This is a genomic window from Streptomyces sp. NPDC107454 (assembly GCF_055582885.1).
Genome location: NZ_JBVJPA010000016.1, coordinates 247,925 through 274,775, shown reverse-complemented (window position 1 = coordinate 274,775; position 26,851 = coordinate 247,925). Strand labels below are relative to the sequence as shown.

At 68.0% G+C, this 26,851-nt stretch carries 24 protein-coding genes and 1 tRNA gene; 10 read left to right on the top strand and 15 right to left on the bottom strand.

All coding sequences use genetic code 11. The features are described from left to right. Nucleotide 1 precedes the first annotated feature (1 nt). Both ACZ69M_RS37295 and ACZ69M_RS37290 read right to left on the bottom strand, forming a co-directional pair. Nucleotides 2-1,297, bottom strand: coding sequence for a hypothetical protein (locus ACZ69M_RS37295; RefSeq protein WP_470056998.1), 1,296 nt, complete (start codon nt 1,295-1,297; stop codon nt 2-4). Nucleotides 1,298-1,571: 274 nt separating this feature from the next. Then, nucleotides 1,572-1,700, bottom strand: a complete 129-nt coding sequence (locus tag ACZ69M_RS37290) for a DLW-39 family protein (RefSeq protein ID WP_003999697.1) — start codon at nt 1,698-1,700, stop codon at nt 1,572-1,574. Between the two features lie 348 nt (nt 1,701-2,048). On the opposite strand from ACZ69M_RS37290, the gene ACZ69M_RS37285 reads away from it, so the two are divergent. After that, complete coding sequence (locus ACZ69M_RS37285) at nt 2,049-2,402, top strand: DUF6344 domain-containing protein (RefSeq protein ID WP_352051877.1); 354 nt, start codon at nt 2,049-2,051, stop codon at nt 2,400-2,402. Between the two features lie 415 nt (nt 2,403-2,817). Here the strand turns inward: ACZ69M_RS37285 and ACZ69M_RS37280 are convergent. The 9 genes from ACZ69M_RS37280 to dnaA form a co-directional block, all read right to left on the bottom strand. Next, nucleotides 2,818-2,894 (bottom strand) — tRNA-Ile (locus tag ACZ69M_RS37280). A 112-nt stretch (nt 2,895-3,006) separates the two neighbouring features. Continuing rightward, the gene (locus ACZ69M_RS37275; RefSeq protein ID WP_470056996.1) at nt 3,007-3,798 is read right to left on the bottom strand and encodes a DUF3566 domain-containing protein; all 792 of its coding nucleotides are present in this window, start codon (nt 3,796-3,798) and stop codon (nt 3,007-3,009) included. An 18-nt stretch (nt 3,799-3,816) separates the two neighbouring features. After that, nucleotides 3,817-6,411, bottom strand: a complete 2,595-nt coding sequence (gyrA, locus tag ACZ69M_RS37270; protein ID WP_470056994.1) for a DNA gyrase subunit A — start codon at nt 6,409-6,411, stop codon at nt 3,817-3,819. Nucleotides 6,412-6,453: 42 nt separating this feature from the next. Beyond that, nucleotides 6,454-8,514 (bottom strand): DNA topoisomerase (ATP-hydrolyzing) subunit B, encoded by a 2,061-nt coding sequence (gyrB, locus tag ACZ69M_RS37265; protein WP_470056992.1) that lies wholly within the window; start codon nt 8,512-8,514, stop codon nt 6,454-6,456. A 365-nt stretch (nt 8,515-8,879) separates the two neighbouring features. Then, nucleotides 8,880-9,467 carry a DciA family protein gene (locus ACZ69M_RS37260; RefSeq protein ID WP_388119992.1) on the bottom strand — a complete coding sequence of 196 codons (588 nt, stop codon included), beginning with the start codon at nt 9,465-9,467 and terminating at the stop codon, nt 8,880-8,882. Continuing rightward, nucleotides 9,464-10,585, bottom strand: coding sequence for a DNA replication/repair protein RecF (recF, locus tag ACZ69M_RS37255; RefSeq protein WP_470056990.1), 1,122 nt, complete (start codon nt 10,583-10,585; stop codon nt 9,464-9,466). Before recF ends, ACZ69M_RS37260 begins: the two co-directional genes overlap by 4 nt. Before the next feature lie 63 nt (nt 10,586-10,648). After that, a complete protein-coding gene (gnd, locus tag ACZ69M_RS37250) occupies nt 10,649-11,524 on the bottom strand; it encodes a phosphogluconate dehydrogenase (NAD(+)-dependent, decarboxylating) (protein WP_352051883.1) in 876 nt (291 codons plus the stop codon). A 170-nt stretch (nt 11,525-11,694) separates the two neighbouring features. Continuing rightward, a complete protein-coding gene (gene dnaN / locus ACZ69M_RS37245; protein ID WP_165259156.1) occupies nt 11,695-12,825 on the bottom strand; it encodes a DNA polymerase III subunit beta in 1,131 nt (376 codons plus the stop codon). Nucleotides 12,826-13,949: 1,124 nt separating this feature from the next. Beyond that, on the bottom strand, nt 13,950-16,031 hold the full coding sequence (dnaA, locus tag ACZ69M_RS37240) for a chromosomal replication initiator protein DnaA (protein ID WP_470056987.1): 2,082 nt from the start codon (nt 16,029-16,031) through the stop codon (nt 13,950-13,952). A gap of 399 nt (nt 16,032-16,430) precedes the next feature. On the opposite strand from dnaA, the gene rpmH reads away from it, so the two are divergent. The 9 genes from rpmH to ACZ69M_RS37195 all read left to right on the top strand — a co-directional run bounded on the left by rpmH (nt 16,431) and on the right by ACZ69M_RS37195 (nt 23,455). Further along, complete coding sequence (rpmH, locus tag ACZ69M_RS37235) at nt 16,431-16,568, top strand: 50S ribosomal protein L34 (protein WP_006381191.1); 138 nt, start codon at nt 16,431-16,433, stop codon at nt 16,566-16,568. A gap of 20 nt (nt 16,569-16,588) precedes the next feature. Then, nucleotides 16,589-16,960 (top strand): ribonuclease P protein component, encoded by a 372-nt coding sequence (gene rnpA, locus ACZ69M_RS37230; RefSeq protein ID WP_075031495.1) that lies wholly within the window; start codon nt 16,589-16,591, stop codon nt 16,958-16,960. Beyond that, nucleotides 16,957-17,322, top strand: coding sequence for a membrane protein insertion efficiency factor YidD (gene yidD, locus ACZ69M_RS37225; RefSeq protein ID WP_054236429.1), 366 nt, complete (start codon nt 16,957-16,959; stop codon nt 17,320-17,322). Before rnpA ends, yidD begins: the two co-directional genes overlap by 4 nt. A 3-nt stretch (nt 17,323-17,325) precedes the next feature. Continuing rightward, complete coding sequence (gene yidC / locus ACZ69M_RS37220; RefSeq protein WP_470056984.1) at nt 17,326-18,618, top strand: membrane protein insertase YidC; 1,293 nt, start codon at nt 17,326-17,328, stop codon at nt 18,616-18,618. A gap of 15 nt (nt 18,619-18,633) precedes the next feature. After that, entirely contained in the window at nt 18,634-19,143 is a 510-nt protein-coding gene (locus tag ACZ69M_RS37215) for a Jag family protein (protein ID WP_060901646.1), read from the top strand. Nucleotides 19,144-19,290: 147 nt separating this feature from the next. After that, nucleotides 19,291-20,007, top strand: a complete 717-nt coding sequence (gene rsmG, locus ACZ69M_RS37210) for a 16S rRNA (guanine(527)-N(7))-methyltransferase RsmG (protein WP_097285442.1) — start codon at nt 19,291-19,293, stop codon at nt 20,005-20,007. 339 nt (nt 20,008-20,346) lie between these two features. Next, a complete protein-coding gene (locus ACZ69M_RS37205) occupies nt 20,347-21,420 on the top strand; it encodes a ParA family protein (protein ID WP_075031515.1) in 1,074 nt (357 codons plus the stop codon). Beyond that, the gene (locus tag ACZ69M_RS37200; RefSeq protein WP_470056981.1) at nt 21,417-22,511 is read left to right on the top strand and encodes a ParB/RepB/Spo0J family partition protein; all 1,095 of its coding nucleotides are present in this window, start codon (nt 21,417-21,419) and stop codon (nt 22,509-22,511) included. Before ACZ69M_RS37205 ends, ACZ69M_RS37200 begins: the two co-directional genes overlap by 4 nt. A 326-nt stretch (nt 22,512-22,837) precedes the next feature. Continuing rightward, a complete protein-coding gene (locus ACZ69M_RS37195) occupies nt 22,838-23,455 on the top strand; it encodes a GNAT family N-acetyltransferase (protein ID WP_054236435.1) in 618 nt (205 codons plus the stop codon). Between the two features lie 156 nt (nt 23,456-23,611). Here the strand turns inward: ACZ69M_RS37195 and trxA are convergent, their stop codons facing one another. The 4 genes from trxA to sigM form a co-directional block, all read right to left on the bottom strand. After that, the gene (gene trxA / locus ACZ69M_RS37190) at nt 23,612-23,962 is read right to left on the bottom strand and encodes a thioredoxin (RefSeq protein ID WP_470056979.1); all 351 of its coding nucleotides are present in this window, start codon (nt 23,960-23,962) and stop codon (nt 23,612-23,614) included. Nucleotides 23,963-24,004: 42 nt separating this feature from the next. Continuing rightward, on the bottom strand, nt 24,005-24,967 hold the full coding sequence (gene trxB, locus ACZ69M_RS37185) for a thioredoxin-disulfide reductase (protein ID WP_470056977.1): 963 nt from the start codon (nt 24,965-24,967) through the stop codon (nt 24,005-24,007). Nucleotides 24,968-25,151: 184 nt separating this feature from the next. Further along, nucleotides 25,152-26,096 (bottom strand): anti-sigma factor family protein, encoded by a 945-nt coding sequence (locus tag ACZ69M_RS37180; protein WP_470056975.1) that lies wholly within the window; start codon nt 26,094-26,096, stop codon nt 25,152-25,154. Next, a complete protein-coding gene (gene sigM / locus ACZ69M_RS37175) occupies nt 26,093-26,824 on the bottom strand; it encodes an RNA polymerase sigma factor SigM (RefSeq protein ID WP_470056973.1) in 732 nt (243 codons plus the stop codon). The genes ACZ69M_RS37180 and sigM overlap by 4 nt, the downstream gene beginning before the upstream one ends. Nucleotides 26,825-26,851: the final 27 nt, after the last annotated feature.

Genomic DNA, 26,851 nt, shown 5'->3' with positions numbered 1-26,851 from the left:
CCTACCAGCCGCGCGGCGTCGCCCGCCGTCGTGCGGCCACCGTCCACACCCCGAGCGCCAGCACCAGAACGGTCCCGGTGCCGATGCCGCCCACGGCGACCACCTTCATGGTGGTGCCGTCGTCGCTCCCGCCGCTTCCGGCAGACGCCATCCCACCCGTGGCCGGCCCGGAGTCACCGGTCGCGGAGTCGAACACGTCCTGCGGTACGGCGCGCCCCGCGTACGCCGGGCCGGTCCGCGCGGCGCCCTCCACCCGTACGCGCAGGGTCAGTCCGAACGGCCCGTCGCCGAACTTGTCGGCGACCTGCGTCGCGAGGTGTACGACGAGGTAGTACGAACCGGCGAACCGCATGCCGCTGATCCGGTCGTTGAAGGCGTAGCGGTTGTCGTACTCGACGGGCGGCAGCGGATCCAGAGCGGCCGACCGCTGACTGCCGTCGTAACCCGCGCCCACATCGGTGACGAGTCCGCGCACGGGGTTGTAGAGGGACAGGACGAGAGCCGTGCCCATGAATCCCTCGCCGCCGCTCGAACTGCCGAGTTCGGCGGTGGCGTAGAACTGCTGTCCCCAGTCGACCGGCACCTTGTAGAAGAGCGTCTGCCCGGGGCTGATCCCGTCCTTCCAGACTCCCTGTTCGAGGGCGCCGGCCGTGGTGAACCCCGCGCCGCCCCGGCGTGGCCGTGCGTCCCCCTGGAGGGCCTCGGGCGAGGCGGAGTTCCAGGTCTCGGGGGCACTGGTCGAACCCGCCTTCTTCAAGCGAGGTTCCGACACATAGCTCAGTTCGAGGTCCCAGGCGCCGGGGGAGGAGGGCGGGGAGGCCGAGGAGACGGGTGCCGCCGTGCGCTCGACGACCACGTAGTACGTTCCGGCCGTCTGGCAGGCGTACTTGCCGGGGCCGATCTCGCGCGACGCCCACGCGGCGATGGGGTGGGGGCTCTGGGAGGCGCCGAAGTGGGCGGTCGTGGAGGAGGAGCAACTGCCGCTGTTGCCGTCCTGTACGGAGACTTTGACGCCGTCGGAGTAGGCGACCTCGGCGCCGGGCCTGGGGACGGCGGTGGCGGCGATGTACGCGTTGGAGGTGGCGTCGAGCTCCAGGCGGTAGTAGAGCTTGCCGTCCTTGCCGAGGGAACTGCGGTACGTCCCACCGGGCTCCAGCCGTACGGCGTCCGTGGTGCCCGTGGCGCCCTGGACCGTCGTGGCGTCCTGGGCGAAGGCGTACGGCTTCGGTGTACCGGTCTCGGCTGCCGCGGCAGCCCGCCCGGTCAGGGCCGCCGTCGCGCACAAGACCGTTGCCACGATCGCGAGCGGCCGACCGCCCCGCCACCATGCCGTGCGCCGCCCCATTACGCGCCACCCCTCGTCGTCGCCGCGGACCGTGGCCCATCCTGCCCCGCCGGTCACGGAGGCACCCCCGCTATCCGTACAAGCGGCCGAAACGACCCGCCCAGAGGCCGACATCTTCGCTTACGCAACCGATTCGTTCACTGAAGCGAATCCAGGGCGGTTCGAGGCAATACAAAACCCCGACCGCGAGGGCGGCCGGGGTCTGATCTGAGACTGGTGTCGATTCTCACGAACCCGTGGGCACGGAGTCAGTCGCCTCCGTCCACAGATCCTGCTCGGCGCGATCCGCCTGGATCTGGCGGTACACGAGGAGCCCGCCGATGGCGGCCAGTGCGACCAGGAGAAGCTTCTTCACCGCGCGACCTCGTCTTTCGTTGACGTAGGGGACCTCTGGCGCCCGACTATACACACCGACCGATATCGATCGGTGACCTGCACCGGCCCCCAACTGCCGCCCGGCGGAGAGCAGTAGGAGCGGATCCTGCCGCTCCGGCCACGGTCGTATCGCAGGGTGATCACACCTTGCGCACAGTGACTTTCTGCACCCTTTCGCAGCTTTCAGGCACTTTTCTGACTCCTTGCGTCCATCCGAGTGGTGTTGATCTGAACATCGACGCGCCACGGGCGTCGGTCCACCACTTCGCGGCCCACATACACATCATGAGGAAAGTACGCAAATCGCCTGACCCGAAAGTGAGGGGCCATGACCCAGAACAAGGTCATGAAGCTGTGGACCGCCATCGTCACCGCCTTCGTCGCGCTGTGCACGGCGCTCGGTTTCATCACGACCACCGCGGCCGCGGCCGTACCGCAGGCCGAAGCGACGCGCAACAGCACGATCTCCGCGACAGTGCCGACGATCTCTCCCTGGTCCGGTCCATACAGCCGGGCCCTGCCCCCCACGATGAAGCAACGCATCCGCGCCGAGGCCCACGGCTCCTCACCGAGCTGCCGGCACCGCCCGCCGACCGAGGCCACCGAGGCCGACCCGGCCGACCTCGCGTCGCTCTGCGCCCCTGAGGCCCACACCGAGCCCGAGACCCGCCTGCAGCGCTGACCGACGCGGCTCCGCCTCATCCCCCAGTCCCTCTCCCCCGACGTAGCGGCGAACTTGCGTACACCGCACCCACAGATCCGAAGGCCCGGCACCTCGAAAGAGCTGCCGGGCCTTCGCCATGTCCGGCGCCTCGCCATGTCCGGCACACCAGCGCCGCTCGACACTCGTCAGGATCGCCTCCTGGCCGGGCCGACTACGTTCGGGCTCCACCTGGCAGGCCGCACCGTGGGCCCGCTGGGCGAGCCCGGCACGCTCACGGCCCGGCACGCTTCGCGGTACACCCGTCCTTGGCCTCAGGGCAGACCACCCGCCTGGACCGGGTCGACGCCGGCTCCTGCCTTTGCGGGGATCGGATTCACCGACGTCAGCCGTATACGCCAAAACCCCCGGGTGTGATCACCCGGGGGTTTTTGCTTGGTGGGGCTAACAGGATTTGAACCTGTGGCCTCATCCTTATCAGGGATGCGCTCTAACCAACTGAGCTATAGCCCCGCCGCGCTTTGCGGAGTGTGTCCCGCGCGCTGACCTCTGAAGATTAGCGCACGACGCGGCCAGTCCCAAAATCGGTAACCCAGGCCTCCTGGCCGGGCCCGACGAGCTGCTGTTACTCGTCCTCGGCGAGGGTCAGTTCAATACCGCCGACGAAGCCCGCGGAGAGGTTGTAGATGAACGAGCCGAGCGTCGCGAGCGCCGTGGCGAGCACGACGTCGATGACCGCGATGATCGACGTGAACATCAGGACGTGCGGCAGGGAGAGGAACGACTGCAGGTCGAAACCGTTCGACTCGTTGGAACCCGTCGCCTCGGAGATCGTGCCGCCGACCGTCGAGAAGACGCCCATCGCGTCCAGGACCATCCACAGCACCGCCGCCGCCACGATCGTGCAGATGCCGAGCGCGATGGAGAGCAGGAAGCTGACCTTCATCACCGACCAGGGGTCGGTCTTGGCCACCCGCAGCCGCGCCTTGCGGGTACGGGGCGCGGTGCGCGCTCCGGTCCGCGGCCGGCGCACGGCGCCGGACGGCGTCTGAGCCGGGTACGCCTGCGGCGGGTGGTACGGCTGCGCGGGCTGCTGCGGCTGCCGTTCCCCCGGCAGCGCGGAGCCGGCCTCGGGTGCGGCCCCGGCAGGGGCCGCCGAAGCGGTCGAACCGGCCGAAGGAGCCCCCGGTGGGGGCGCCGAAGCGGGCGCCGCACCGGGCGCGGCCTTGGTCTTTGCCGGACCGGCCGCCGCCGGGCCCGCTCCGGCCGCGTACTGCTGGGCCTGCGGGCCTCGGGTGTCCGTCACAGTTCCCCCCTGGGATCCATGAGAGTCATGGGAGTCAGTCGCCTCCGCGGCGGAGCCACGGCCGCCGTCCGTATCCGTACCGGTCGATCCGGCGCCCGTGGCTCCGCTCACGATGACTCACTCCTCGCGCTACTCGGGCGAGGACTGCTCGCCCTCGTCCGTACCGACGGCCTCGACGCCCTCGGCGGTCTCGTCCTCGGCGATCTCGCCGTCGACTTCCTCCGCCTCGCGACCGGCCTCGGCGTTACGAGCGATGCCGACCACGGCATCGCGCTTGCCCAGGTTGATCAGTTGGACACCCATGGTGTCACGGCCCGTCTCCCTGACCTCGTTGACTCGCGTGCGAATCACACCGCCGGACAGGGTGATGGCGAGGATCTCGTCCGTCTCCTCGACCACCAACGCGCCGACGAGGGACCCGCGGTCCTCGACGATCTTGGCGGCCTTGATACCGAGGCCACCACGACCCTGAACGCGGTACTCGTCAACGGCGGTCCGCTTCGCGTACCCGCCGTCCGTAGCAGTGAACACGAACGTACCGGGTCGAACAACATTCATCGAGAGCAGCTCGTCGCCCGCGCGGAAACTCATCCCCTTGACGCCCGAGGTCGCACGGCCCATCGGTCGCAGGGCGTCGTCCGTCGCGGTGAACCTGATCGACTGCGCCTTCTTACTGATCAGCAGCAGATCGTCCTCGGCCGATACGAGTTCGGCTCCGATCAGTTCGTCGTCGGATCCGTCCTCCGTCTCGCGCAGATTGATCGCGATGACGCCGCCGGAGCGCGGGGAATCGTAATCCTTCAGAGGCGTCTTCTTCACGAGGCCGCCCTTGGTGGCCAGCACCAGATAAGGCACCGCCTCGTAGTCACGGATCGCGAGGATCTCGGCGATCGCCTCGTCCGGCTGGAAGGCCAGCAGGTTCGCGACGTGCTGTCCACGCGCGTCACGCCCGGCGTCCGGGAGCTCGTACGCCTTCGCGCGGTAGACGCGGCCCTTGTTGGTGAAGAACAGCAGCCAGTGGTGCGTGGTCGACACGAAGAAGTGGTCGACGATGTCGTCCTGCTTCAGCTTCGCGCCGCGTACGCCCTTGCCGCCCCGCTTCTGCGAGCGGTAGTCCTCGGTCTTGGTCCGCTTGATGTAGCCGCCACGCGTGATGGTGACGACGATGTCCTCCTCGGCGATCAGGTCCTCGATGGACATGTCACCGTCGAAGGGCACCAGCTTGGAGCGACGGTCCTCGCCGAACTTCTCGACGATCGCCGCGAGTTCCTCGCTGATGATGGTGCGCTGGCGCTCCGGCGAGGCGAGGATCGCGTTGTACTCGGTGATCTTCGCCTGGAGCTCGTCGTGCTCCTGGATGATCTTCTGGCGCTCCAGGGCGGCCAGTCGGCGCAGCTGCATCTCGAGGATGGCGTTGGCCTGGATCTCGTCGATCTCCAGGAGGCCCATCAGGCCCTCGCGCGCGATCTCGACGGTGTCACTGCGCCGGATCAGCGCGATGACCTCGTCGATGGCGTCCAGGGCCTTCAGGAGGCCGCGCAGGATGTGCGCGCGCTCCTCGGCCTTGCGCAGCCTGAAGCGCGTACGACGGACGATGACCTCGATCTGGTGCGTCACCCAGTGGCGGATGAACGCGTCGAGAGACAGCGTGCGCGGAACGCCGTCCACCAGCGCCAGCATGTTGGCGCCGAAGTTCGACTGCAGATCGGTGTGCTTGTAGAGGTTGTTCAGGACGACCTTGGCGACCGCGTCGCGCTTCAGGACGATGACCAGCCGCTGGCCCGTACGGGACGAGGTCTCGTCGCGGACGTCCGCGATGCCGCCGACCTTGCCGTCCTTCACCAGGTCGGCGATCTTCTGCGCGAGGTTGTCGGGGTTGGTCTGGTAGGGGAGCTCCGTGACCACCAGGCACTGGCGGTTCTGGATCTCCTCGACCTCGACGACCGCGCGCATCGTGATGGAGCCACGGCCCGTGCGGTACGCCTCCTCGATGCCCTTGCGGCCCACCACAAGGGCGCCGGTCGGGAAATCGGGGCCCTTGATGCGCTCGATCAGGGCGTCGAGCAGCTCCTCGTGGCTGGCCTCGGGGTTCTCGAGGTACCACTGGGCACCGGCCGCGACCTCACGGAGGTTGTGCGGCGGGATGTTGGTGGCCATACCGACCGCGATGCCCGCGGAGCCGTTGATCAGCAGGTTCGGGAACCTGGCCGGCAGAACCGTCGGCTCCTGGTTGCGGCCGTCGTAGTTGTCCGTGAAGTCGACGGTCTCCTCGTCGATGTCACGGACCATCTCCATGGACAGCGGCGCCATCTTGCACTCGGTGTAGCGCATGGCGGCCGCGGGGTCGTTGCCCGGAGAGCCGAAGTTGCCGTTGGAGTCCACCAGCGGCATCCGCATCGACCACGGCTGCGCGAGACGGACCAGCGCGTCGTAGATCGAGGAGTCGCCGTGCGGGTGGTAGGTGCCCATGACGTCGCCGACGACGCGGGCGCACTTGTAGAAGCCCTTCTCGGGCCGGTAGCCGCCGTCGTACATGGCGTACAGGACGCGGCGGTGGACGGGCTTGAGGCCGTCCCGGACGTCGGGCAGCGCGCGCGACACGATGACGGACATCGCGTAGTCGAGATACGAGCGCTGCATCTCCGTCTCGAGCCCGACGGGCTCGACGCGCAGGGTGATCTCGCCGCCTTCTTCAGGCGTGCTCGGAGTGTTCTCGTCGGCCATTGCTGGTGAAGATCCTTTCTGCTGCGGTCAGCTGAGACCGACTCAGATGTCGAGGAAGCGGACGTCCTTGGCATTGCGCTGGATGAACGCGCGGCGGGCCTCGACGTCCTCGCCCATGAGGACCGAGAACAGGTCGTCGGCCTGGGCGGCGTCGTCGAGCGTGACCTGGCCGAGGACCCGGTGCTCCTGGTCCATGGTCGTGATCCGCAGCTCCTCGGCGTTCATCTCGCCGAGGCCCTTGAAGCGCTGGACCGAGTCGTCGCGGACGCGCTTGCCGGCCTGCTTGCCCAGCTCGATCAGCGCGTCGCGCTCACGGTCCGAGTAGGCGTACTCGAAGTCGTCCCGGCCCCACTTGATCTTGTACAGCGGGGGACGCGACAGGAACACGTGCCCGGCCTCGACCAGCGGCCGCATGAAGCGGAACAGGAAGGTCAGCAGCAGGGTGTTGATGTGCTGGCCGTCGACGTCGGCGTCCGCCATCAGGATGATCTTGTGATAGCGGAGCTTCTCGATGTCGAAGTCCTCGTGGACCCCGGTACCGAAGGCCGAGATCAGCGCCTGGATCTCCTGGTTCTGCAGGATCTTGTCGATCCGCGCCTTCTCGACGTTGAGGATCTTGCCTCGGATCGGGAGGATCGCCTGGTACTGCGGGTTGCGGCCGGACTTGGCCGAGCCACCGGCGGAGTCACCCTCGACGATGAAGATCTCGCACTTGGTGGGGTCGTTCGACTGGCAGTCGGACAGCTTGCCCGGCAAGGACGCCGTCTCCAGGAGGCCCTTGCGGCGGGTGAGGTCGCGGGCCTTGCGGGCCGCCACGCGCGCGGTGGCCGCCTGGATGGACTTGCGGACGATGTCCGCGGCCTCGTTCGGGTTGCGGTCCAGCCAGTCGTTGAGGTGCTCGTAGACGGCCTTCTGGACGAAGGTCTTCGCCTCCGTGTTGCCCAGCTTGGTCTTCGTCTGGCCCTCGAACTGCGGCTCGCTCAGTTTGACCGAGATGATCGCGGTCAGACCCTCGCGGATGTCGTCACCGGTGAGGTTGTCGTCCTTCTCGCGCAGCAGCTTCTTGTCGCGCGCGTACTTGTTGATCAGCGAGGTCAGCGCCGCACGGAAGCCCTCCTCGTGCGTACCGCCCTCGTGGGTGTGGATGATGTTGGCGAAGGAGTACACGCCCTCGCTGTAGCCGCTGTTCCACTGCATCGCGACCTCGAGGGACAGGCTCTTGTCCTTGTCCTCGGCCTCGAGATCGATGACGGTGGGGTGCACCACGTCTCCCTTGCGGGAGTTGAGGTACTTCACGAAGTCGACGATGCCGCCTTCGTAGTGATACGTGACGGTCTTGACCTCGGCCTTCTCGTCCGCACCTGCCTCGTCCGCACCGGCCGTGGCCTTCGCCGACTCGCGCTCATCAGTGAGTTTGATCGTCAAACCCTTGTTGAGGAACGCCATCTCCTGGAAGCGCCGCGAGAGCGTCTCGAAGGAGTACTCGGTCGTCTCGAAGATGTCGCCGTCGGCCCAGAAGGCGACCGAGGTGCCGGTCTCGTCGGTGGCCTCGTGCTCGACGAGAGGGGCGGTCGGGACGCCCATCTTGTAGTCCTGCGTCCAGCGCCGTCCGTCGGTCTTGACCTCGACGGAGACCTTGCTCGACAGGGCGTTCACGACGGAGACGCCGACGCCGTGCAGACCACCGGAGACCGCATAGCCGCCGCCGCCGAACTTGCCGCCCGCATGCAGGACCGTCAGCACGACCTCGAGGGCCGGCTTCCCTTCGGAGGGAACGATGCCCACGGGGATGCCGCGGCCGTTGTCCACGACACGCACGCCGCCGTCGGCGAGGATCGTGATGTCGATCGTGTCCGCGTGGCCGGCCAGCGCCTCGTCGACGGAGTTGTCGACGACCTCGTACACGAGGTGGTGCAGTCCGCGCTCGCCGGTCGAGCCGATGTACATACCGGGTCGCTTGCGAACCGCGTCCAGACCCTCGAGGACGGTGATGGCGCTGGCGTCGTACGAGGCTGTGACCTCGCCGTTCGAGGTCGTGGCCTCGGCGTTGTCGCCGGCGTCGGTGGACGGGGTGTTCTCGTTGGGGTTGCCGGAATCGGCCACGAAGCGCCCTTTCTGGCACAGCACAAGCCAAGCTCGTCGGCGGGTTGCCGGAGCGGCTGCGGCACGTTGCGTTGGTAAGCCTTGATCAGCGTTGCTCAGCTTTTCCCGGACGGTCCCCGCAAGCGGGGCGGGATTAGCTTCCAGTCTACCGGTAGCGCCGACAGTGATGGGGGTTTGCCGGTACCTGAGTCCGCATGTGCCGCCCTGAACCGGTCTCTCCCGACTCCCCATATGTGCACCCGGGCTCAAAGAGGCTTACAGCGGCACTCAGCGCTTCCGGGTGTCAACCCTTGGCTACCGCGGAGTCAGGTCGGTGTTCGCAACCGCGTGCACTCCCGCGCGGGGGCCCGTCGATGTGGCCTGCGTCACCCGTAGGTGTCGCCGGGACCCGTGCTCCCAGGGGCGCGCAAGGGGCCGAAGCGGCGCGCGGGACCATTGGGGCCCTGCACCTTGATCAGTCGCACCGTGCCGTGCCCGAGGTCCTGGTTCAGCCGCGCGACCACCTGCGGGGCGAGCAGCCGCAACTGGGTGGCCCAGGCGGTCGAGTCGCACTGCACGGTGAGCACCCGCTCGGCAGGGTCGTCGTCGTACTTCAGCGGGACGCAGTGCTTGGCCAGGTCCTCGCCGACGATCTGCGGCCAGCGGCCCATCACACCGCCCACCGCGGCCGGGGTCTCCCAGCCGCGCTCGGTGAGCAGCCGGTTGATCGCGGCGCCGAGCGCCATCGGATCACGCCCGTCGGCGCGCGCGCCGGAGCGCAGACCGCCGCGCCGCGCCTGCTTCTTCTGCTGCGCCGCGTCCCCCCGCGCGCGTGCCTGCTCCTTCGCGGCGCGCAACGCCACGCGCGCGAGGTCGACACCGGAGTGCTCGGGGGTCTTCTTGGAGGCCGTTTCCGGGCCCTTCTCCGGAGCTCCCTCGGAGGCGGCCGAACCGCCGGGTGTGTTCTCCGTCATACCCGCTCCACCGTGCCCTCGGAGACGGCGTACCGCGTCCCCGTCAGTACGTCCGGTACGTCGTCGTCGACCGCGGCCGTCACCAGGACCTGCTCGCCGGGAGCGACGAGTTCGGCGAGGCGCTCTCTTCTGCGGCTGTCCAGCTCGGCGAAGACGTCGTCGAGGACCAGCACCGGTTCATTGCCCTCGGCCCGCAGAAGGTCGTACGAGGCCAGGCGCAGCGCCAGCGCGAACGACCAGGACTCGCCGTGGGAGGCGTATCCCTTGGCGGGCAGCTGACCGAGTCTGAGCACCACATCGTCCCGATGGGGTCCTACGAGGGTCACGCCCCGCTCGATCTCCTGCTTGCGGACCTCGGCGAGCGCCGCCATCACCTGCTCGTACAGGTCCTCGCGGGTGTGCGCCTCGCCGGGCGCGGACGGCTTGTACTCCAGAGCGACGGGTCCGCCGCCGGGGGCCAGCTGCTCGTACGCCTTGTCGGCCAGCGGCTGGATCGCGGCGACCAGGTCGAGCCGCTGGGCCAGCAGCTCGGCGCCCACGCGCGCGAGGTGCTGGTCCCACACGTCGAGCGTGGAGAGGTCCATGGTGCGGCCGCCGTGACGGCGGGCCAGCGCGGCCGACTTCAGGAGGGTGTTGCGCTGCTTGAGGACCCGCTCGTAGTCGGAGCGGACGCCCGCCATCCGCGGGGAGCGGGCGGTGATCAGCTCGTCCAGGAAGCGGCGCCGCTCACCGGGGTCGCCCTTGATCAGCGCGAGATCCTCGGGCGCGAACAGCACGGTCCGCACGATGCCGAGCACATCACGGGGTCTGACCTGCGAGGACCTGTTGATACGGGCACGGTTGGCCCGGCCGGGATTCAGTTCGAGCTCGACGAGCTGCTGGCGCTCGCCCTGGCGGACATTGGCCCGGATGATCGCCCGGTCGGCGCCCATGCGCACCAGCGGCGCGTCGGAGGAGACGCGGTGGCTGCCGAGGGTCGCGAGATAGCCGACCGCCTCGACCAGATTCGTCTTGCCCTGTCCGTTGGGGCCCACGAACGCGGTGACGCCGGGGTCGAGCGGGACCTCGACCCCGGCGTACGAGCGGAAGTCGGCCAGCGACAGATGCGTGACGTGCATGGTCGTTCGCCGACCTCCCCCAGGGTTGTGGATCCACCGCCGCACGGCCTGTGGATCTGTGGATTACTTCGTCTCGACCGCGTGGCCGCCGAACTGGTTGCGCAGCGCCGCGACCATCTTCATCTGCGGCGAGTCCTCCTGCCGCGAGGCGAACCGCGCGAACAGCGACGCGGTGATCGCGGGCAGCGGCACCGCGTGGTCGATGGCGGCTTCCACCGTCCAGCGGCCCTCGCCGGAGTCCTGTGCGTAACCGCGCAGCTTCTCCAGGTGCTCGTCCTCGTCCAGGGCGTTCACCGCCAGGTCCAGCAGCCAGGAACGGATGACCGTGCCTTCCTGCCAGGAGCGGAAGACCTCGCGCACGTCGGTGACGGAGTGGACCTTCTCCAGGAGCTCCCAGCCCTCGGCGTAGGCCTGCATCATGGCGTACTCGATGCCGTTGTGGACCATCTTGGAGAAGTGGCCCGCGCCGACCTTGCCGGCGTGCACCGCGCCGAAGTCGCCCTCCGGCTTGAGTGCCTCGAAGACCGGCTGCACCTTGGCGATGTTCTCGGCGTCGCCGCCGTACATCAGCGCATAGCCGTTCTCCAGGCCCCAGACGCCGCCGGAGACGCCGCAGTCGACGAAACCGATGCCCTTGGCGGCCAGTTCCTCCGCGTGCTTCTCGTCGTCCGTCCAGCGGGAGTTACCGCCGTCCACGACGACGTCACCGGGCTCCAGGAGCTCGCCGAGCTGGTCGACGGTGGACTGCGTGGCGGCGCCGGCCGGGACCATCACCCACACCACGCGCGGTCCCTTGAGCTTGCCCACAAGCTCTTCCAGGCTGTGGACATCGGCGAGGTCCGGGTTGCGGTCGTATCCGATGACGGTGTGGCCTGCGCGGCGGATCCGCTCGCGCATGTTGCCGCCCATCTTGCCGAGGCCGACGAGACCGAGCTCCATCAGTTGTTCCTTAGGTTTTCGACGTGGCGTGAGGGCACTTTCGTACCTGTGTCTGAGCCTAAACCCGGACGCTCACGCACACCTGTGGGCATAGCCGCTCAGGTGTTCGCCCCACCTGCGGATGCGCCCGCCGGACCGATCGGAGCGACCGTCCGGCGGGCTCACCTCACTCAGCCGCTCAGACGCACCGGCATGATCAGGTACTTGTAGGCCTCGTCCGCCTCGGCGTCCACCGCGGGCTTGCCGCTCAGCAGCGCGGGCTTCGTGGACGTCGTGAAGGAGAGCTGCGCCACCGGCGAGTCGATGGCGCTGAGGCCGTCAAGCAGGAACGTCGGGTTGAAGGCGATCGAGACGTCGTCGCCCTCCAACTGCGCGTCGACCCTTTCCACAGCCTGTGCGTCGTCGCTGGAGCCCGCCTCCAGGATCAGCACGCCCTGCTCGAAGCTCAGACGCACCGGGGTGTTGCGCTCGGCGACCAGGGCCACACGCTTGACGGCCTCCACGAAGGGGGCGGTCTCGATCACCGCGATGGAGTTGAACTCCGTCGGGAACAGCGAGCGGTACTTCGGCAGGTCGCCCTCCAGCAGGCGGGTGGTCGTGCGCCGGCCCGCCCCCTCGAAGCCGATGAGGCCCTCGCCGGCGCCCGAGCCGGACAGCGCCAGGATCACGCTGTCGCCGCTCGTGAGGGCCTTGGCGGTGTCCAGGAGCGTCTTGGCGGGCACCAGGGCCACCGCGGACGCCTCGGGGTTCTCCGGCTTCCACAGGAACTCGCGGACCGCGAAGCGGTAGCGGTCGGTGGAGGCCAGCGTGACCGTGTCGCCCTCGATCTCGATGCGCACACCGGTGAGCACGGGCAGCGTGTCGTCACGGCCCGCCGCGATGGCCACCTGGGCGGCCGCCGAGGCGAAGACCTCACCGGGGACGGTGCCGGTCGCCGACGGCATCTGCGGCAGCGCGGGGTACTCCTCCACAGGCAGGGTGTGGAGTGTGAATCGCGAGGATCCGCAGACCACGGTCGCCCGTACACCGTCTGTGGAAATCTCCACCGGCCGGTTGGGGAGGGCGCGGCAGATGTCCGCGAGCAGTCGGCCGGAGACGAGGACCGTGCCCTCCTCGTCGATCTCCGCGTCCACGGAGACGCGTGCCGAGACCTCGTAGTCGAAGCTGGAGAGGCTCAGCGCGCCCTCCTCGGCCTTCAGAAGGAGGCCGGCGAGCACAGGCGCCGGCGGACGGGCCGGGAGGCTGCGTGCCGCCCAGGCCACTGCCTCCGCGAGTACGTCGCGTTCCACCCGGATCTTCACCGTTGCCGCCTCCGTCTGTTGCCGGCGCTCTCGCCCTGCTGGCCTTCGTCGTCTGACTCGGTGTCGTTCAGCCCTGTGGCGGGAAGGACACCGGGGACCAGTCTGACGCACCGCACTGACAGTCGGTGCCCCTCGGGGTCAAGTCGTGCCGAGCGGCACCAGAGCCTCCGAGAGCGAGTTGTGCACAGCCCCGTCTTCGAAACGATTCCCAGCCTCTATCTAGTTGGTCTTAGTAGTAGGGCCTGTGGAAACCGTGGATAACCGCGTTTTCGCAGGTCAGCTGGGATTTTTTGTCCACTGACCCTGTGGGCGAAGGCGGTGGACAACCGGGGGTCTCTGTGGACGACGAAAAGTTCTGCACACTCGATGCACAGCCTCGGGCCACTTCTCCCCAGATCCGTCCCCAGCTTTACCCACGTTCCCCACAGGCCAATCCGGCACCTTGGTGTGACGCCTTTCACTCGACACGGTGATCGGGCGCGTCACGTTGCCGAACAGTGGACAGGGGTGTGGAGAAGCTGGGGATGGCTGGGGACAACCGGCTCCAGCCTGTGGGTCGTCGGTGGACAACTTCGTGCACACCCTGTGGATCTTTTCTTCGTCCACAGTCTGTGGAGAGTCTTCGTCCACGAATCCACAGGGGGCTGACCTGGTCTGATGGTCTTTCAACAGCGGCCCCTGTGGACACGATCGGGACAACTTCGCGGTCCCCAGGGTGTGGATGCCAGAAAGTCACCGAATCTGTGGAGAGTGGCCGTAACCCGGCTCGTATTCGAACAGCTGATGTCGTTCCGGTAGCGGTGAAACGAGGGCCGGCCGCCTCGCAGCGGGCCCCAGAAGCCCTCGAAGCCCCCTTGGGGCCGGGTCTCAGCCCCCTTGCGGGCCCCTCGGAGCGAGGTCCAGCACCCTCCGGGGCGCTCTCGGAGCCGGGTGACGGAGCCTCTGGGACGGCTGCCGGAATCCCGCGCGGCGCGCGCGAGAGCCGTGGGCCGGAGCCGTGGGCCGGAACTGCGGGCTGGAACTCTGGGCTGGTGCCGCGCCGCCGGAGCCGCGCGCCGGAACAGCGAAAGGCGCCCTCGGGACCGTGTCCCGGGGGCGCCCTCGGCGGCGTACCGCCGCGCCTGTCAGCCGTTCTTGATGCGGTTGGTGAGCTCGGTGACCTGGTTGTAGATGGAGCGGCGCTCGGCCATCAGCGCGCGGATCTTGCGGTCGGCGTGCATGACGGTGGTGTGGTCGCGGCCGCCGAACTGCGCGCCGATCTTCGGCAGCGAGAGATCGGTGAGCTCGCGGCACAGATACATGGCGATCTGCCGCGCGGTCACCAGGACGCGACTGCGTGAGGACCCGCACAGGTCGTCCACCGTGAGGCCGAAGTAGTCCGCGGTGGCCGCCATGATCGCGGTCGCGGTGATCTCCGGGGCGGAGTCCTCGCCGCCCGGGATCAGGTCCTTCAGGACGATCTCCGTGAGCCCGAGATCCACCGGCTGCCGGTTGAGCGACGCGAACGCCGTCACCCGGATCAGCGCGCCTTCCAGCTCGCGGATGTTGCGCGAGATCCGGGACGCGATGAACTCGAGCACCTCCGGCGGAGCGTTGAGCTGCTCCTGCACCGCCTTCTTACGAAGGATGGCGATACGGGTCTCCAGCTCGGGCGGCTGGACGTCCGTGATCAGACCCCACTCGAAACGGTTCCGCAGCCGGTCCTCCAGGGTCACCAGCTGCTTGGGCGGCCGGTCGCTGGAGAGCACGATCTGCTTGTTCGCGTTGTGGAGTGTGTTGAAGGTGTGGAAGAACTCCTCCTGCGTCGACTCCTTGTCCGCCAGGAACTGGATGTCGTCGACCAGCAGGATGTCCATCTCGCGGTACCGCTTGCGGAAGCTGTCGCCCTTGCCGTCGCGGATGGAGTTGATGAACTCGTTCGTGAACTCCTCGGAGCTCACGTACCGCACCCTCGTACCCGGGTAGAGGCTGCGCGCGTAGTGCCCGATCGCGTGCAGCAGGTGCGTCTTGCCGAGACCCGACTCCCCATAGATGAAGAGTGGGTTGTACGCCTTCGCCGGCGCCTCGGCGACGGCGACCGCGGCCGCGTGTGCGAAGCGGTTGGAGGCGCCGATGACGAACGTGTCGAAGAGGTACTTCGGGTTGAGGCGCGCGGTGGGCTCGCCCGGACCGGACGCCGGCGCGGGCTTCGCGCCCAGCGGGCCGGGAGCGCCGCTGGAGGACGGCAGCGAGGGGCCGCCGCGGTGCGACGGCGCACCGCCCGAGGACGGCTCCTGGAGGTCGCGGCGGTCGGGGCGCTCGTACTCGGAGCGCGGCTGGTCGTAGTCCTGGCGCTGCTGCTCGTAGGGCGGGCGCTCCATCGACTGCGGCCGGTAGTCCTGCGAGGGCGAGGCGTACGGGTCGCGGTCGGGGAATCCGAGACGCTGCTGCTGCCAGCCGTAGTCGTCCTGGCTGTGCCGCGGCCAGGCGCCGGGCTCGGGACGCTGGTAGTCCGGGTAGGCGGGGCGGGCGGTCGGCAGGTGGTCCGCGCGGGACTGGTCGGAGCGGCCGGGCGGCAGCTGGTCGCCGGGGGCGCCCGGGAGCTGGTCGGAGCGGGGGCCCCGGTGGTCACCCCGGTGGTCGTCCGCGCGGTGGCGGCCGTACCCCTCGTACCCGTCGCGGCGCTGAGCGTCATAGGGGTTGCGCTCGTCACGGCCCGGAGAGTCGTAGCCGCCCCGGTCTTCGCGGCCCTGGGAGTCGTAGGCGTGGCGCTCGTCACGGCCCTGGCCGCCGTAGCTGTTGCGGTCCTCGCCGCCCTGGCCGCCGTAGGGGTTTCGCTCGTCGCCGCTCTGACCGTCGTACGCGTCACGGCCCTGGCCTGAGCCCGAGGGGAGCTCGGGCTCGTCGTAGCGGGCCTGGGGGGCGGGCGGTGTCGGAGGCTGGGGTTCCCCGGCCGAGTCGTCGACGGTGATCGCGATGCGGATCGGGCGGCCGCACTCGCGGCTCAGCGTGTCACTGACGATCGGCGCGAGACGTCCTTCGAGGACGCCCTTCGCGAATTCGTTCGGAACCGCGAGCAGCGCGGTGTCCGCGACCAGTGCCAGCGGCTGGCAGCGCTTGATCCAGTGCTCGTCCTTCGCCTCCACGCCCTGACCGCGGCCCTCACCGAGGAGCTGTTCCAGTACTCGTGGCCACACTGCGGCAAGATCGGCAGGTACGTCAGCCACAGGGCACGCTCTCTCATGGGTCCCACGAACGTGTGGTTCTGGGAACAGGTTGGGAAGTCAGTCGGGTGGTGCGGTGGGAACAAATCCGCTGGGGCGGTGGGAAGGGAACGAATCGGAGTTCAGCCACGGTAGTCAGGGCGACCGCTGCGGTTCAAGTTGTTGTCCCCAGCCTGTGGATAGTGTCTCCCGGGCAGGAGCTGGTTTGACCGGATGGCGCAGCCGCGCGTACCGTAACCAGGTCGAGTTGTCGATGGCTGCTGCCGCCTGCCTCCGATGGGCACAGATCGCGAAGAGTGATCGGGAAGCGGTGCACTCGGGCGTAATGCGAGCTACCTCGTGGGCGCACGGTGACAGCCAGGACGGCACCCCGCCACCACCGATTCTTTCTGGAGCCCCCGAGTGAGCAAGCGCACCTTCCAGCCGAACAACCGTCGTCGCGCCAAGACCCACGGCTTCCGCCTGCGGATGCGCACCCGTGCCGGCCGCGCGATTCTCGCGAACCGCCGTGGCAAGGGTCGCGCCAGCCTGTCCGCCTGATAACAACAGGTCATGATGTCGTGCTGCCTACCGAGCATCGGCTGAGGCGGCGCGAGGACTTCGCGACCGCGGTACGCCGAGGACGCCGGGCCGGACGCCCGCTCCTCGTCGTCCATCTACGTAGCGGTGCAACGGACCCGCACGCGCCTGGGGAGAGCGCTCCCCCGACGCGTGCGGGTTTCGTCGTGAGCAAGGCCGTGGGTGGAGCGGTTGTCCGCAACAAGGTGAAGCGCAGACTTCGCCATTTGATGCGTGACCGAGTCGCCCAGTTGCCCCCCGGTAGCCTGGTAGTCGTACGAGCGCTGCCCGGTGCGGGCGACGCCGACCATGAACAGCTGGCCCGAGACCTGGATGCCGCCCTTCAGCGGCTGCTGGGAGGGGGCGCGCGATGAAGTACCCGCTGCTGGCTCTTATCAAGCTGTACCAGTGGACGATCAGCCCGCTGCTCGGGCCGGTGTGCAAGTACTACCCGTCGTGCTCCCACTACGGCTACCAAGCCATCGATCGGCACGGTGCGATCAAGGGAACGGCACTCACCGCCTGGCGCATCCTCCGGTGCAATCCGTGGTCGCTGGGCGGCGTGGACCATGTTCCGCCGCGCAAGCGTCCGCGGTGGCACGAAATGCTGCGTAACGCCTGGCGCGCACGCAAGGGCGGGAACTCCGCCGCCGAACCGGCCATTGAGGGTCATGGAATGTCCGACCATCCCTCGAGCCCGGCCGCCGAGACCCCGTCCCATGCTCAAGGAGCCTGATTAGTGGACACGATTGCCAGTCTTTTCAGCTTCATCACGACACCCGTTTCCTGGGTCATCGTCCAGTTCCACTCTGTGTACGGGAAGATCTTCGGTCCCGATACGGGCTGGGCCTGGGGCCTGTCCATCGTGTCCCTGGTGATCCTGATCCGTATCTGCCTGATCCCGCTCTTCGTGAAGCAGATCAAGGCCACTCGGGCCATGCAGACACTGCAGCCCGAGATGAAGAAGATCCAGGAGCGCTACAAGAACGACAAGCAGCGCCAGTCCGAAGAGATGATGAAGCTGTACAAGGAGTCGGGTACCAACCCGCTCTCCTCGTGCCTTCCCATCCTGGCGCAGTCGCCGTTCTTCTTTGCTCTGTACCACGTGCTCAACGGCATCGCGACCGGCTCGACGATCGGCGTCATCAACGAATCGCTGCTGGCCAGCGCTCGTAAGGCGCACATCTTCGGCGCCCCGCTGGCCGCGAAGTTCACGGACGGACAGTCCAAGGTCGAGGCCCTCGGTGCCTCGCTGACCGATGTCCGGGTCGTCACCGCGATCATGATCGTGATGATGTCGGCGTCGCAGTTCTACACGCAGCGCCAGCTGATGACGAAGAACGTCGACACCACGGTGAAGACGCCCTTCATGCAGCAGCAGAAGATGCTGATGTACGTCTTCCCGGTCATGTTCGCCGTCTTCGGCATCAACTTCCCGGTCGGTGTCCTCGTCTACTGGCTGACCACCAACGTGTGGACCATGGGCCAGCAGATGTACGTCATCCGCAACAACCCGACGCCGGGTTCCAAGGCTCAGGCCGCATACCTCGAGCGCCTGCAGAAGCACGTCACGCACCACGAGAAGACGCGCAGCCGTGGCGAGAAGGCCATCGTCAAGGCGATCGTCGCCAAGGGCCGCGACCGTAACGAGTTCGAGCGCAAGTTCATCAACAGCCTGACCAAGGTGGGCCTGGTGGCCCAGGCTGACGGCACTGTGGTGAAGGGTCAGGCCGAGGCGACTGTCGAGGCCGAGGACGGCACCACGACCACCACTGGTGGCGCCCCCAAGCGTCAGCAGCCGAAGCGCCAGTCCAAGTCCCAGCGTCAGTCGGGCACGGCGGCCGGTGGGGCGAAGGCGGCGGGTGAACCCGAGCCGAAGACCTCGCTGACCAAGTCCGACGAGCCGCAGGACGCGCCGCCCGCCGCCAAGCCGGCAGGCGGCGGCAACAAGCCTGGCACCGGTACCCGCAGCAAAGCCCAGTCCGGACAGCGCAAGGGTCCGCAGCGGCCCAAGTCCCCGTCCAAGAAGTAAGAAGGAGTCCATCCCGTGACGGAAGGCACCACCTCCGCCGCCGCTGAGGGCGACACCCTGACCCGCCTTGAGCAGGAAGGCGAGATCGCGGCGGACTACCTCGAGGGTCTGCTGGACATCGCCGATCTCGACGGCGACATCGACATGGACGTCGAGGCCGACCGCGCCGCTGTCTCGATCATCAGCGACGCCAGCAGCCGTGACCTGCAGAAGCTGGTCGGTCGCGACGGCGAGGTGCTCGAGGCCCTCCAGGAGCTCACGCGCCTGGCCGTTCACCGGGAGACCGGGGACCGCAGCCGGCTGATGCTGGACATCGCGGGCTACCGCGCCAAGAAGCGCGAGGAGCTCTCCGAGCTGGGCGCCAAGGCCGCGGCCGAGGTGAAGAGCTCCGGCGAGCCGGTGAAGATGAAGCCGATGACGCCCTTCGAGCGCAAGGTCGTCCACGACGCGGTCAAGGCCGCGGGTCTGCGCAGTGAGTCCGAGGGTGAGGAGCCGCAGCGCTTCGTCGTCGTGCTTCCCGCCTGATCGGTACGAAGGTTTCTTCGGCCCCGTCTGTTGAGCAGGCGGGGCCGAACTTTGTCAGCCTGATAGTCCCTCGTAGTTCCTGGTAATCCCTGATAGCCCTGGTGGTCAGCGCTCAGCGCGCTTATGCGGTACGGAAGGACGGTCCCCGTGACGGAGGCAGCGGAGCTTCCCCCTGCGCCCGAGCAGGCGCGCGAGGTATTCGGCGATCGCTTCGCGGACGCGGTCCGGTACGCGGAGCTGCTGGCCGAGGCGGGAGTGCAGCGGGGGCTGATCGGCCCCCGCGAGGTGCCCCGGCTGTGGGAACGGCACCTGCTGAACTGCGCGGTGCTCTCCGAGGTCGTGCCTGAAGGCGTGACCGTGTGCGACGTCGGCTCCGGCGCGGGGCTGCCCGGAATTCCGCTGGCCCTCGTCCGGGACGACATCAAGATCACCCTGCTGGAACCGCTGCTGCGGCGGACCAACTTCCTCACCGAGGTCGTCGAGCTCCTCGGCCTCGACCATGTCACCGTCGTGCGCGGCCGCGCCGAGGAGGTCATGGGAAAGCTGCCGGCGGTCCACGTGGTGACGGCCAGGGCTGTCGCTCCACTGGATCGGCTGGCGGCATGGGGCATCCCCCTGCTCCGCCCGTACGGCGAGATGCTGGCTCTCAAGGGCGACACCGCCGAAGAGGAGCTGAAGAGCGCCGCGACGGCCCTCAGTAAGCTCGGCGCCGTGGAGACGTCGATCCTGCACGTCGGTGAGGGCATTGTGGACCCGCTGTCGACCGTGGTGCGGGTCGAGGTCGGGGAGAGTCCGGGTGGCGTGCGCTTCGCCGCGAAGAGGGCGAAGGCGGCCCGTACGGGACGGACGCGCCGACGGCGCTGATCCTGAGCGCGCAATGGATCGTGGACTCCCGGTTCCGCAGGGCGGAGCCGGGAGTTTTTTATCACTCTGGCTGATCCGTCCTGACGACGGGCCGTACTCCACACAAGCTGCCAAACCTACGCATCTCGGAGTGTCGCGCCGTGATGGCCCTGGCCGCTAGGCATCGTGTTTCACGTGAAACGTCGCTCACTGCTGCACGGCATCATCAGTCGCGGCCGCGCCGCGGCCGAACCCCGCGACCGGAAGCCTCTTGGTTCACTCGCGGAGGGTGCGGAGTTGTCCACAGAGGTGGATTTCTCCACAGAAGAACGGGCCTCGCTGGTTCACGACCCCGAAGACATGGGAGGCTCTGTTCATTGCGAGCCTGAAGTCGAGGAGAGTGAATCCTTGCGGTCCGACGCCAACATCGCGGGACCGATGACCGATCCGGTCCCCGGTCCCCGTACCGAGTCGATGGGGGAGGATGTTTCACGTGAAACACCGCCCCCAATGGACGACACTCCTATTGGTCGTGCTGCCCAACTGGCGGTGGAGGCGCTGGGTCGCGCCGGTGAGGGCCTGCCACGGCCCGAACAGACCCGCGTCATGGTCGTCGCCAACCAGAAGGGTGGGGTGGGCAAGACCACGACCACGGTCAACCTTGCTGCCTCGCTTGCCCTGCATGGCGGCCGTGTCCTGGTGATCGACCTCGACCCTCAGGGCAACGCCTCGACCGCACTCGGCATCGATCATCACGCCGAGGTGCCTTCCATCTATGACGTGCTGATTGACAGCAAGCCGCTCTCCGAAGTCGTCCAGCCGGTCCCCGATGTCGAGGGCCTCTTCTGTGCGCCTGCCACGATCGATCTCGCCGGTGCGGAGATCGAGCTGGTGTCCCTGGTGGCACGAGAGAGCCGTCTGGAACGAGCGATCCAGGCGTATGAGCAGCCGCTGGACTACATCCTCATCGACTGCCCGCCGTCGCTCGGCCTCCTCACGGTCAACGCGCTGGTCGCCGGTGCGGAGGTCCTCATTCCTATCCAGTGTGAGTACTACGCGTTGGAAGGACTGGGCCAGCTTCTGCGTAACGTCGACCTGGTGCGGGGGCATCTCAACCCCAACCTCCATGTCTCGACGATCCTGCTCACCATGTACGACGGCCGGACGCGCCTCGCGTCCCAGGTCGCGGACGAGGTGCGCAGCCACTTCGGTGACGAGGTGCTGCGGACGAGCATTCCTCGCTCGGTCCGTATCTCCGAGGCCCCGAGCTACGGCCAGACGGTGCTGACCTATGATCCAGGGTCGAGCGGCGCCCTCTCGTATCTTGAGGCCGCACGAGAAATCGCCCTCCGCGGAGTCGGAGTGGCGTACGACGCGCAGAACGCCCATGTGGGCGTACAGAACAGTCAGAACATGGTGGAGGGGATCCAGTGAGTGAGCGACGACGAGGGCTGGGGCGGGGCCTCGGCGCACTGATCCCCGCGGCTCCGACAGAGAAGACGGTTCCCTCGCCGGCAGGCGGAGTCTCCGCCTCGTCGGCGGCTGGACCCGTGCTCACGGCAGAGCGCGGGGTCGCCGCGGCGAAGGTGACCACACTGCCGCCTGTTTCACATGAAACAGAGGAGTCGCCGACGATCGGGACCGCGGAGGTGCCCTCCGCGCCTGTCGGTGCTCACTTCGCTGAACTGCCTCTCGACTACATCACCCCCAACCCGCGTCAGCCCCGTGAGGTGTTCGACGAGGACGCTCTTGCCGAGCTGGTTACCTCCATCAAGGAGGTCGGGCTTCTCCAGCCGGTCGTCGTGCGTCAGGTGGGTCCGGCGCGCTACGAGCTCATCATGGGTGAGCGGCGCTTCCGTGCCTGCCGTGAGGCGGGGCTTGAGGCCATTCCTGCGATCGTGCGGGCCACGGAGGACGAGAAGCTTCTCCTGGACGCGCTGCTGGAGAACCTGCACCGCGCCCAGCTGAACCCGCTGGAGGAGGCAGCCGCCTACGACCAGCTGCTGCAGGACTTCAACTGCACGCACGACCAGCTGGCAGACCGTATCGGCCGCTCGCGCCCGCAGGTCTCCAACACTCTGCGGCTGCTGAAGCTCTCGCCGGCGGTTCAGCGTCGTGTCGCCGCCGGAGTACTCTCCGCGGGCCACGCCCGCGCTCTGCTCTCCGTCGCGGACTCGGAGGAGCAGGACCGGCTGGCCCACCGCATCGTGGCCGAGGGGCTGTCGGTGCGGGCCGTCGAGGAGATCGTCACCCTCATGGAGTCGCGCCCTCAGACCGCTCCGCGCTCCAAGGGACCACGGGCCGGCACTCGGCTCTCCCCGGCACTGAGTGACCTTGCCACTCGTCTCTCGGACCGCTTCGAGACCCGCGTGAAGGTCGACCTGGGGCAGAAGAAGGGAAAGATCACGGTCGAGTTCGCCTCGATGGACGACCTCGAGCGGATTCTCAGCTCTCTCGCCCCCGGTGAGGGAGGCGTTCTCCAGAGGAGTCTCCTGGAGGACGACTCCGAGGACACGGAGGCCTGAGTCGCACGACGACGGGACGGTTCCCGCCGGTCGATCACAAGAGCGGGCCGTGTCCGGTGTGTACCGGAACACGGCCTGCTCTTTGCTTTCAGGCAGTATCGATGCAATCGCATCGTGGATACGATGCGATCGGGTATGGCGCATCCACCTGGCGGCACCTTCATTGGGGAGGCGGGGGCCATGCAAACCGTGAGCCGTACCGGACTGGTGACCGCGGGCCTGGGACTGGGGGCGGTCGGTGGGTTCATCGGCAGCCTGCTCAGGGAGCGAAGCGCTCTGACAGCCGCTCGCGACGCTGCGGGCGAAGGAAGCGAGGAACATCCTTCATGGGGCGCCGGCTCGTACCGCTCACGCTGGACAACCTTCCGGACCTTCCCAAGCGCTGTCGCGCGTGTGTCTTCTGGGAACTGGATCCCGTCAGTGGGGAAGCCGCAGTAAAGGCGGGAAGGCCCGAACTCGAGAAGGAGGCGTGGATCTCCGCCGTCCTTCTGGAGTGGGGATCCTGCGGCCGTGTCGTCTACGTGGACGACGTACCGGTGGGCTTCGTGCTGTACGCGCCCCCCGCCTACGTACCCCGCTCCACCGCGTTCCCCACGAGCCCGGTCTCACCGGATGCCGTCCAGCTGATGACCGCCTTCATCATGCCGGGTTACCAGGGGCAGGGACTCGGCCGGGTGATGGTGCAGACGGTCGCCAAGGATCTGCTGCGCCGAGGGTTCAAGGCGATCGAGGCTTTTGGGGACGCACGGTGGAAGGAACCGGCCTGTGTGCTCCCCGCCGACCATCTCCTCGCGGTCGGCTTCAAGACGGTGCGCCCCCACCCCAGGTACCCCCGTCTGAGGCTGGAGCTGCGGACGACGCTCTCCTGGAAGGAAGACGTGGAGTTGGCTCTGGACCGCCTCCTGGGAGCGGTACAGAAGGAACCAGCGCTTCGTCCTCTGTAGCCGTGTAGCCGTGTAGCCGTGTAGCCGTGTAGCCGTGTAGCCGTGTAGCCGTCTGCCGACGCCACTCCTCCGTCATGCGAATGGGCCAGCCCTTCCGGGCTGGCCCATTCGTGTTTCACGTGAAACATCGCCGTCGTTGAAGGACGGCACTTCCGGTCAGGCGGTCTTCTCGGCGCCCTCGGTGATGAAGTCCTCCAGGTCGCGGACGATCGCGGCCTTCGGCTTCGCACCCACGATGGTCTTGGCGACCTCGCCACCCTGGTAGACGTTCAGGGTCGGGATGGACATGACGCCGTACTTGGCGGCCGTACCCGGGTTCTCATCGATGTTGAGCTTGACGACCTCGATCTGGTCGCCGTACTCCGCGGCGATCGCCTCGAGGGACGGCGCGATCTGACGGCACGGACCGCACCAGGCGGCCCAGAAGTCCACCAGGACGGGCTTGTCGTTCTTGAGGACGTCCTGCTCGAAGGAATCGTCGGTCACGTTCTTCAGGGTGCCGGCCACGGCGGGCTCCTTAACTGGTTGGTGCGGTGGGGCGGACGGGGGTCAGACGGTGGCAGCCGCAGCGGTCTCGCTGTCCGCGAGGGCAGCGAGGTAGCGCTCGGCGTCGAGGGCGGCGGAGCAGCCGGTGCCGGCCGCGGTGATCGCCTGGCGGTACGTGTGGTCGACGACATCACCGGCGCCGAAGACACCGGTCAGGTTCGTCCGGGTCGAAGGCGCCTCGACCTTGAGGTAGCCCTCGTCGTCCAGGTCGAGCTGGCCCTTGAAGAGCTCGGTGCGCGGGTCGTGGCCGATCGCGATGAACAGGCCGGTCACCGTCAGGTCGGAGATCTCACCGGTCTTGAGGTTGCGCAGCTTCAGGCCGGCCAGCTTGGGGTCGCCCTCGATAGTGGCGATCTCGCTGTCCCAGACAAAGTTGATCTTCGGGTCGGCGAAGGCACGCTCCTGCATCGCCTTGGAGGCGCGCAGGGTGTCACGGCGGTGCACGATCGTCACGGACTTGGCGAACCGGGAGAGGAAGGTGGCCTCCTCCATCGCGGTGTCGCCACCGCCGATCACGGCGATGTCCTGGTCCTTGAAGAAGAAGCCGTCACAGGTCGCGCACCACGAGACGCCGCGTCCGGAGAGCGCGTCCTCGTTGGGCAGACCGAGCTTGCGGTGCTGCGAGCCCGTCGTGACGATGACGGCCTTGGCGCGGTGCACGGTGCCCGCGGTGTCCGTGACGGTCTTGATCTCGCCCGTCAGGTCGACAGCGACGACGTCGTCCGGGATCAGCTCGGCACCGAAACGCTCGGCCTGGGCGCGCATGTTGTCCATGAGCTCGGGGCCCATGATGCCGTCCTGGAAACCGGGGAAGTTCTCCACCTCGGTGGTGTTCATCAGCGCACCACCGGCGGTGACGGCGCCTTCGAAGACCAGCGGCTTCAGCGACGCGCGCGCGGTGTAGAGCGCTGCCGTGTAGCCGGCAGGCCCGGATCCGATGATGATCACGTTACGGACGTCGCTCACGGCTTGATTCCTCGTCTCTGGAGACTGCTGCGTACTACCGGTGGGAGCCTCTCTCAGAACTCTCACCCCACCCAACGGATCCTAAGGGGCTTGCATTCCCTCTGTGTCCGGGCACACGGAGACGGGACACCGCACAGAGAGCCCATGGGGTTATTGGGGAGGCGGCCGGTCGACCCGGAGGCGCTCAGGAACGGGCGTACGAGTGCGTCAGCAGAAGCTTGCCCGGGGACGCCGAAGCCTGCTTTACGCACGCGGCTTCGACGATGTACGCCGTGACCTTCGTGCTGTCGGAGGCATCGGGCACTACGACGAGATACACCGTCGTCCCCTTGTACGTGCCCTGCTGCGCCGCGAGGATCGTCGCGGTGCTTCCGGTCCCCTTCTGAATGCAGTCGGGGACCTGCACCGTGGGTGTGATCAAGGTGTCGACCCCGGCGGACCCGTTGCCCGCGTCATTGGACTGGACTCCCCAAGGACGCTTCGGGCTGGCGGAGGGGGTGCTCGCGCTCTTGTTCTTCGCGAGGAGATCCGCGACCTGAGTCTTCAGCTTCCCCTCGGAGAAAGTGTCCTTCGCTCCCTGCTGCGTCACCGTCTGCGGGCTCTTGCCGGAGCCGTCGCCCAGCGACTGTACGAGGATCGTGCCCAGCCCGAGAGCGGCGGCCGTGAACACCGTGCCGAGAACGACCACCCTGCGGCGCCCACGGCGGCCCCGACGCGAGCGACCGGGACCGGTGGCAGCGTGGGGACGTCCCGAGGGACGGTCAGTGAGGGAAGCGGGGCTCGGTTCGCCCGACGTGTGTGAAACCCCAGCGAGCGATGTTTCACGTGAAACACTCGCGCTGTCGTCATCGGCCGCTTCACGGTCGGGCGCCGTGGCACTCAGGAGAGCCTCCGCGGCAAGGGCCGCATCGATACGGCCGGCCACATCATCGGGCATGCGTGTGGGGCCCGGCAGAGTGCCGAGCAGTCCCCGGATCTCCTCCAGGGAGTCGTACACGTCGGCGCAGAGCACGCACTCGTCGAGGTGTCGCCGTACGTCCGCGGTGCGGGAGGGCGGGAGCAGCCCCTCGGAGAGGTCGGAGATCTCCGCGACATCCGGGTGCCCGGCCGTATCCGTCGTGGATGTCACGCTCGCCCACCTCCGCCCTTCACAGCAGCTGAATCGCTTGGCCCTGCATCGCGTGGACCTGCATCGTGCGGTCCCGCTGCCGGTGGGACGGATGTCCCCTGCGTCCGGTTCCTTCCGCCGCCCGACTTGTTGCCGCCCTCGCCGCTTCCGTTTTCGGCACGGAGATGGGTGAGCAGTGGCAGCAGTCTGGCTCTGCCCCGTGCACAACGGCTTTTCACCGTGCCGACGGGTACATCGAGGACGCGGGCCGCCTCTGCGACGGGGTAGCCCTGCATGTCCACGAGGACGAGAGCGGCGCGCTGGTCGGCCGGGAGCGTACTCAGTGCTGTCAGCAGCTCGCGGTGCAGATCGTTGCGCTCGGCCGGGGCGGAGGCGGACTCGTGCGGTTCGAGGAGCTGTTCCAGGCGTTCGGTGTCATCGACGGGAGACGTCTTCCTGGATGCGGCCTTGCGGGCGCGGTCCAGGCAGGCGTTCACCGTGATGCGGTGCAGCCAGGTCGTGACGGCCGACTGGCCGCGGAAGGTGTGAGCGGCCCGGTAGGCGGAGACCAGCGCGTCCTGGACGGCGTCAGCGGCCTCCTCGCGGTCTCCCAGCGTCCTCAGGGCGACTGCCCAGAGCCGGTCGCGATGACGCCGCACGATCTCGCCGAAGGCCTCGTGGTCGCCCTCTACGTGACGGGCGAGGAGGTCCTGATCGCTTGCGTCGCCGTATCCGGTTTCATCGGCCATCGGACCCCCTCCCCTTCGTCGACGAAC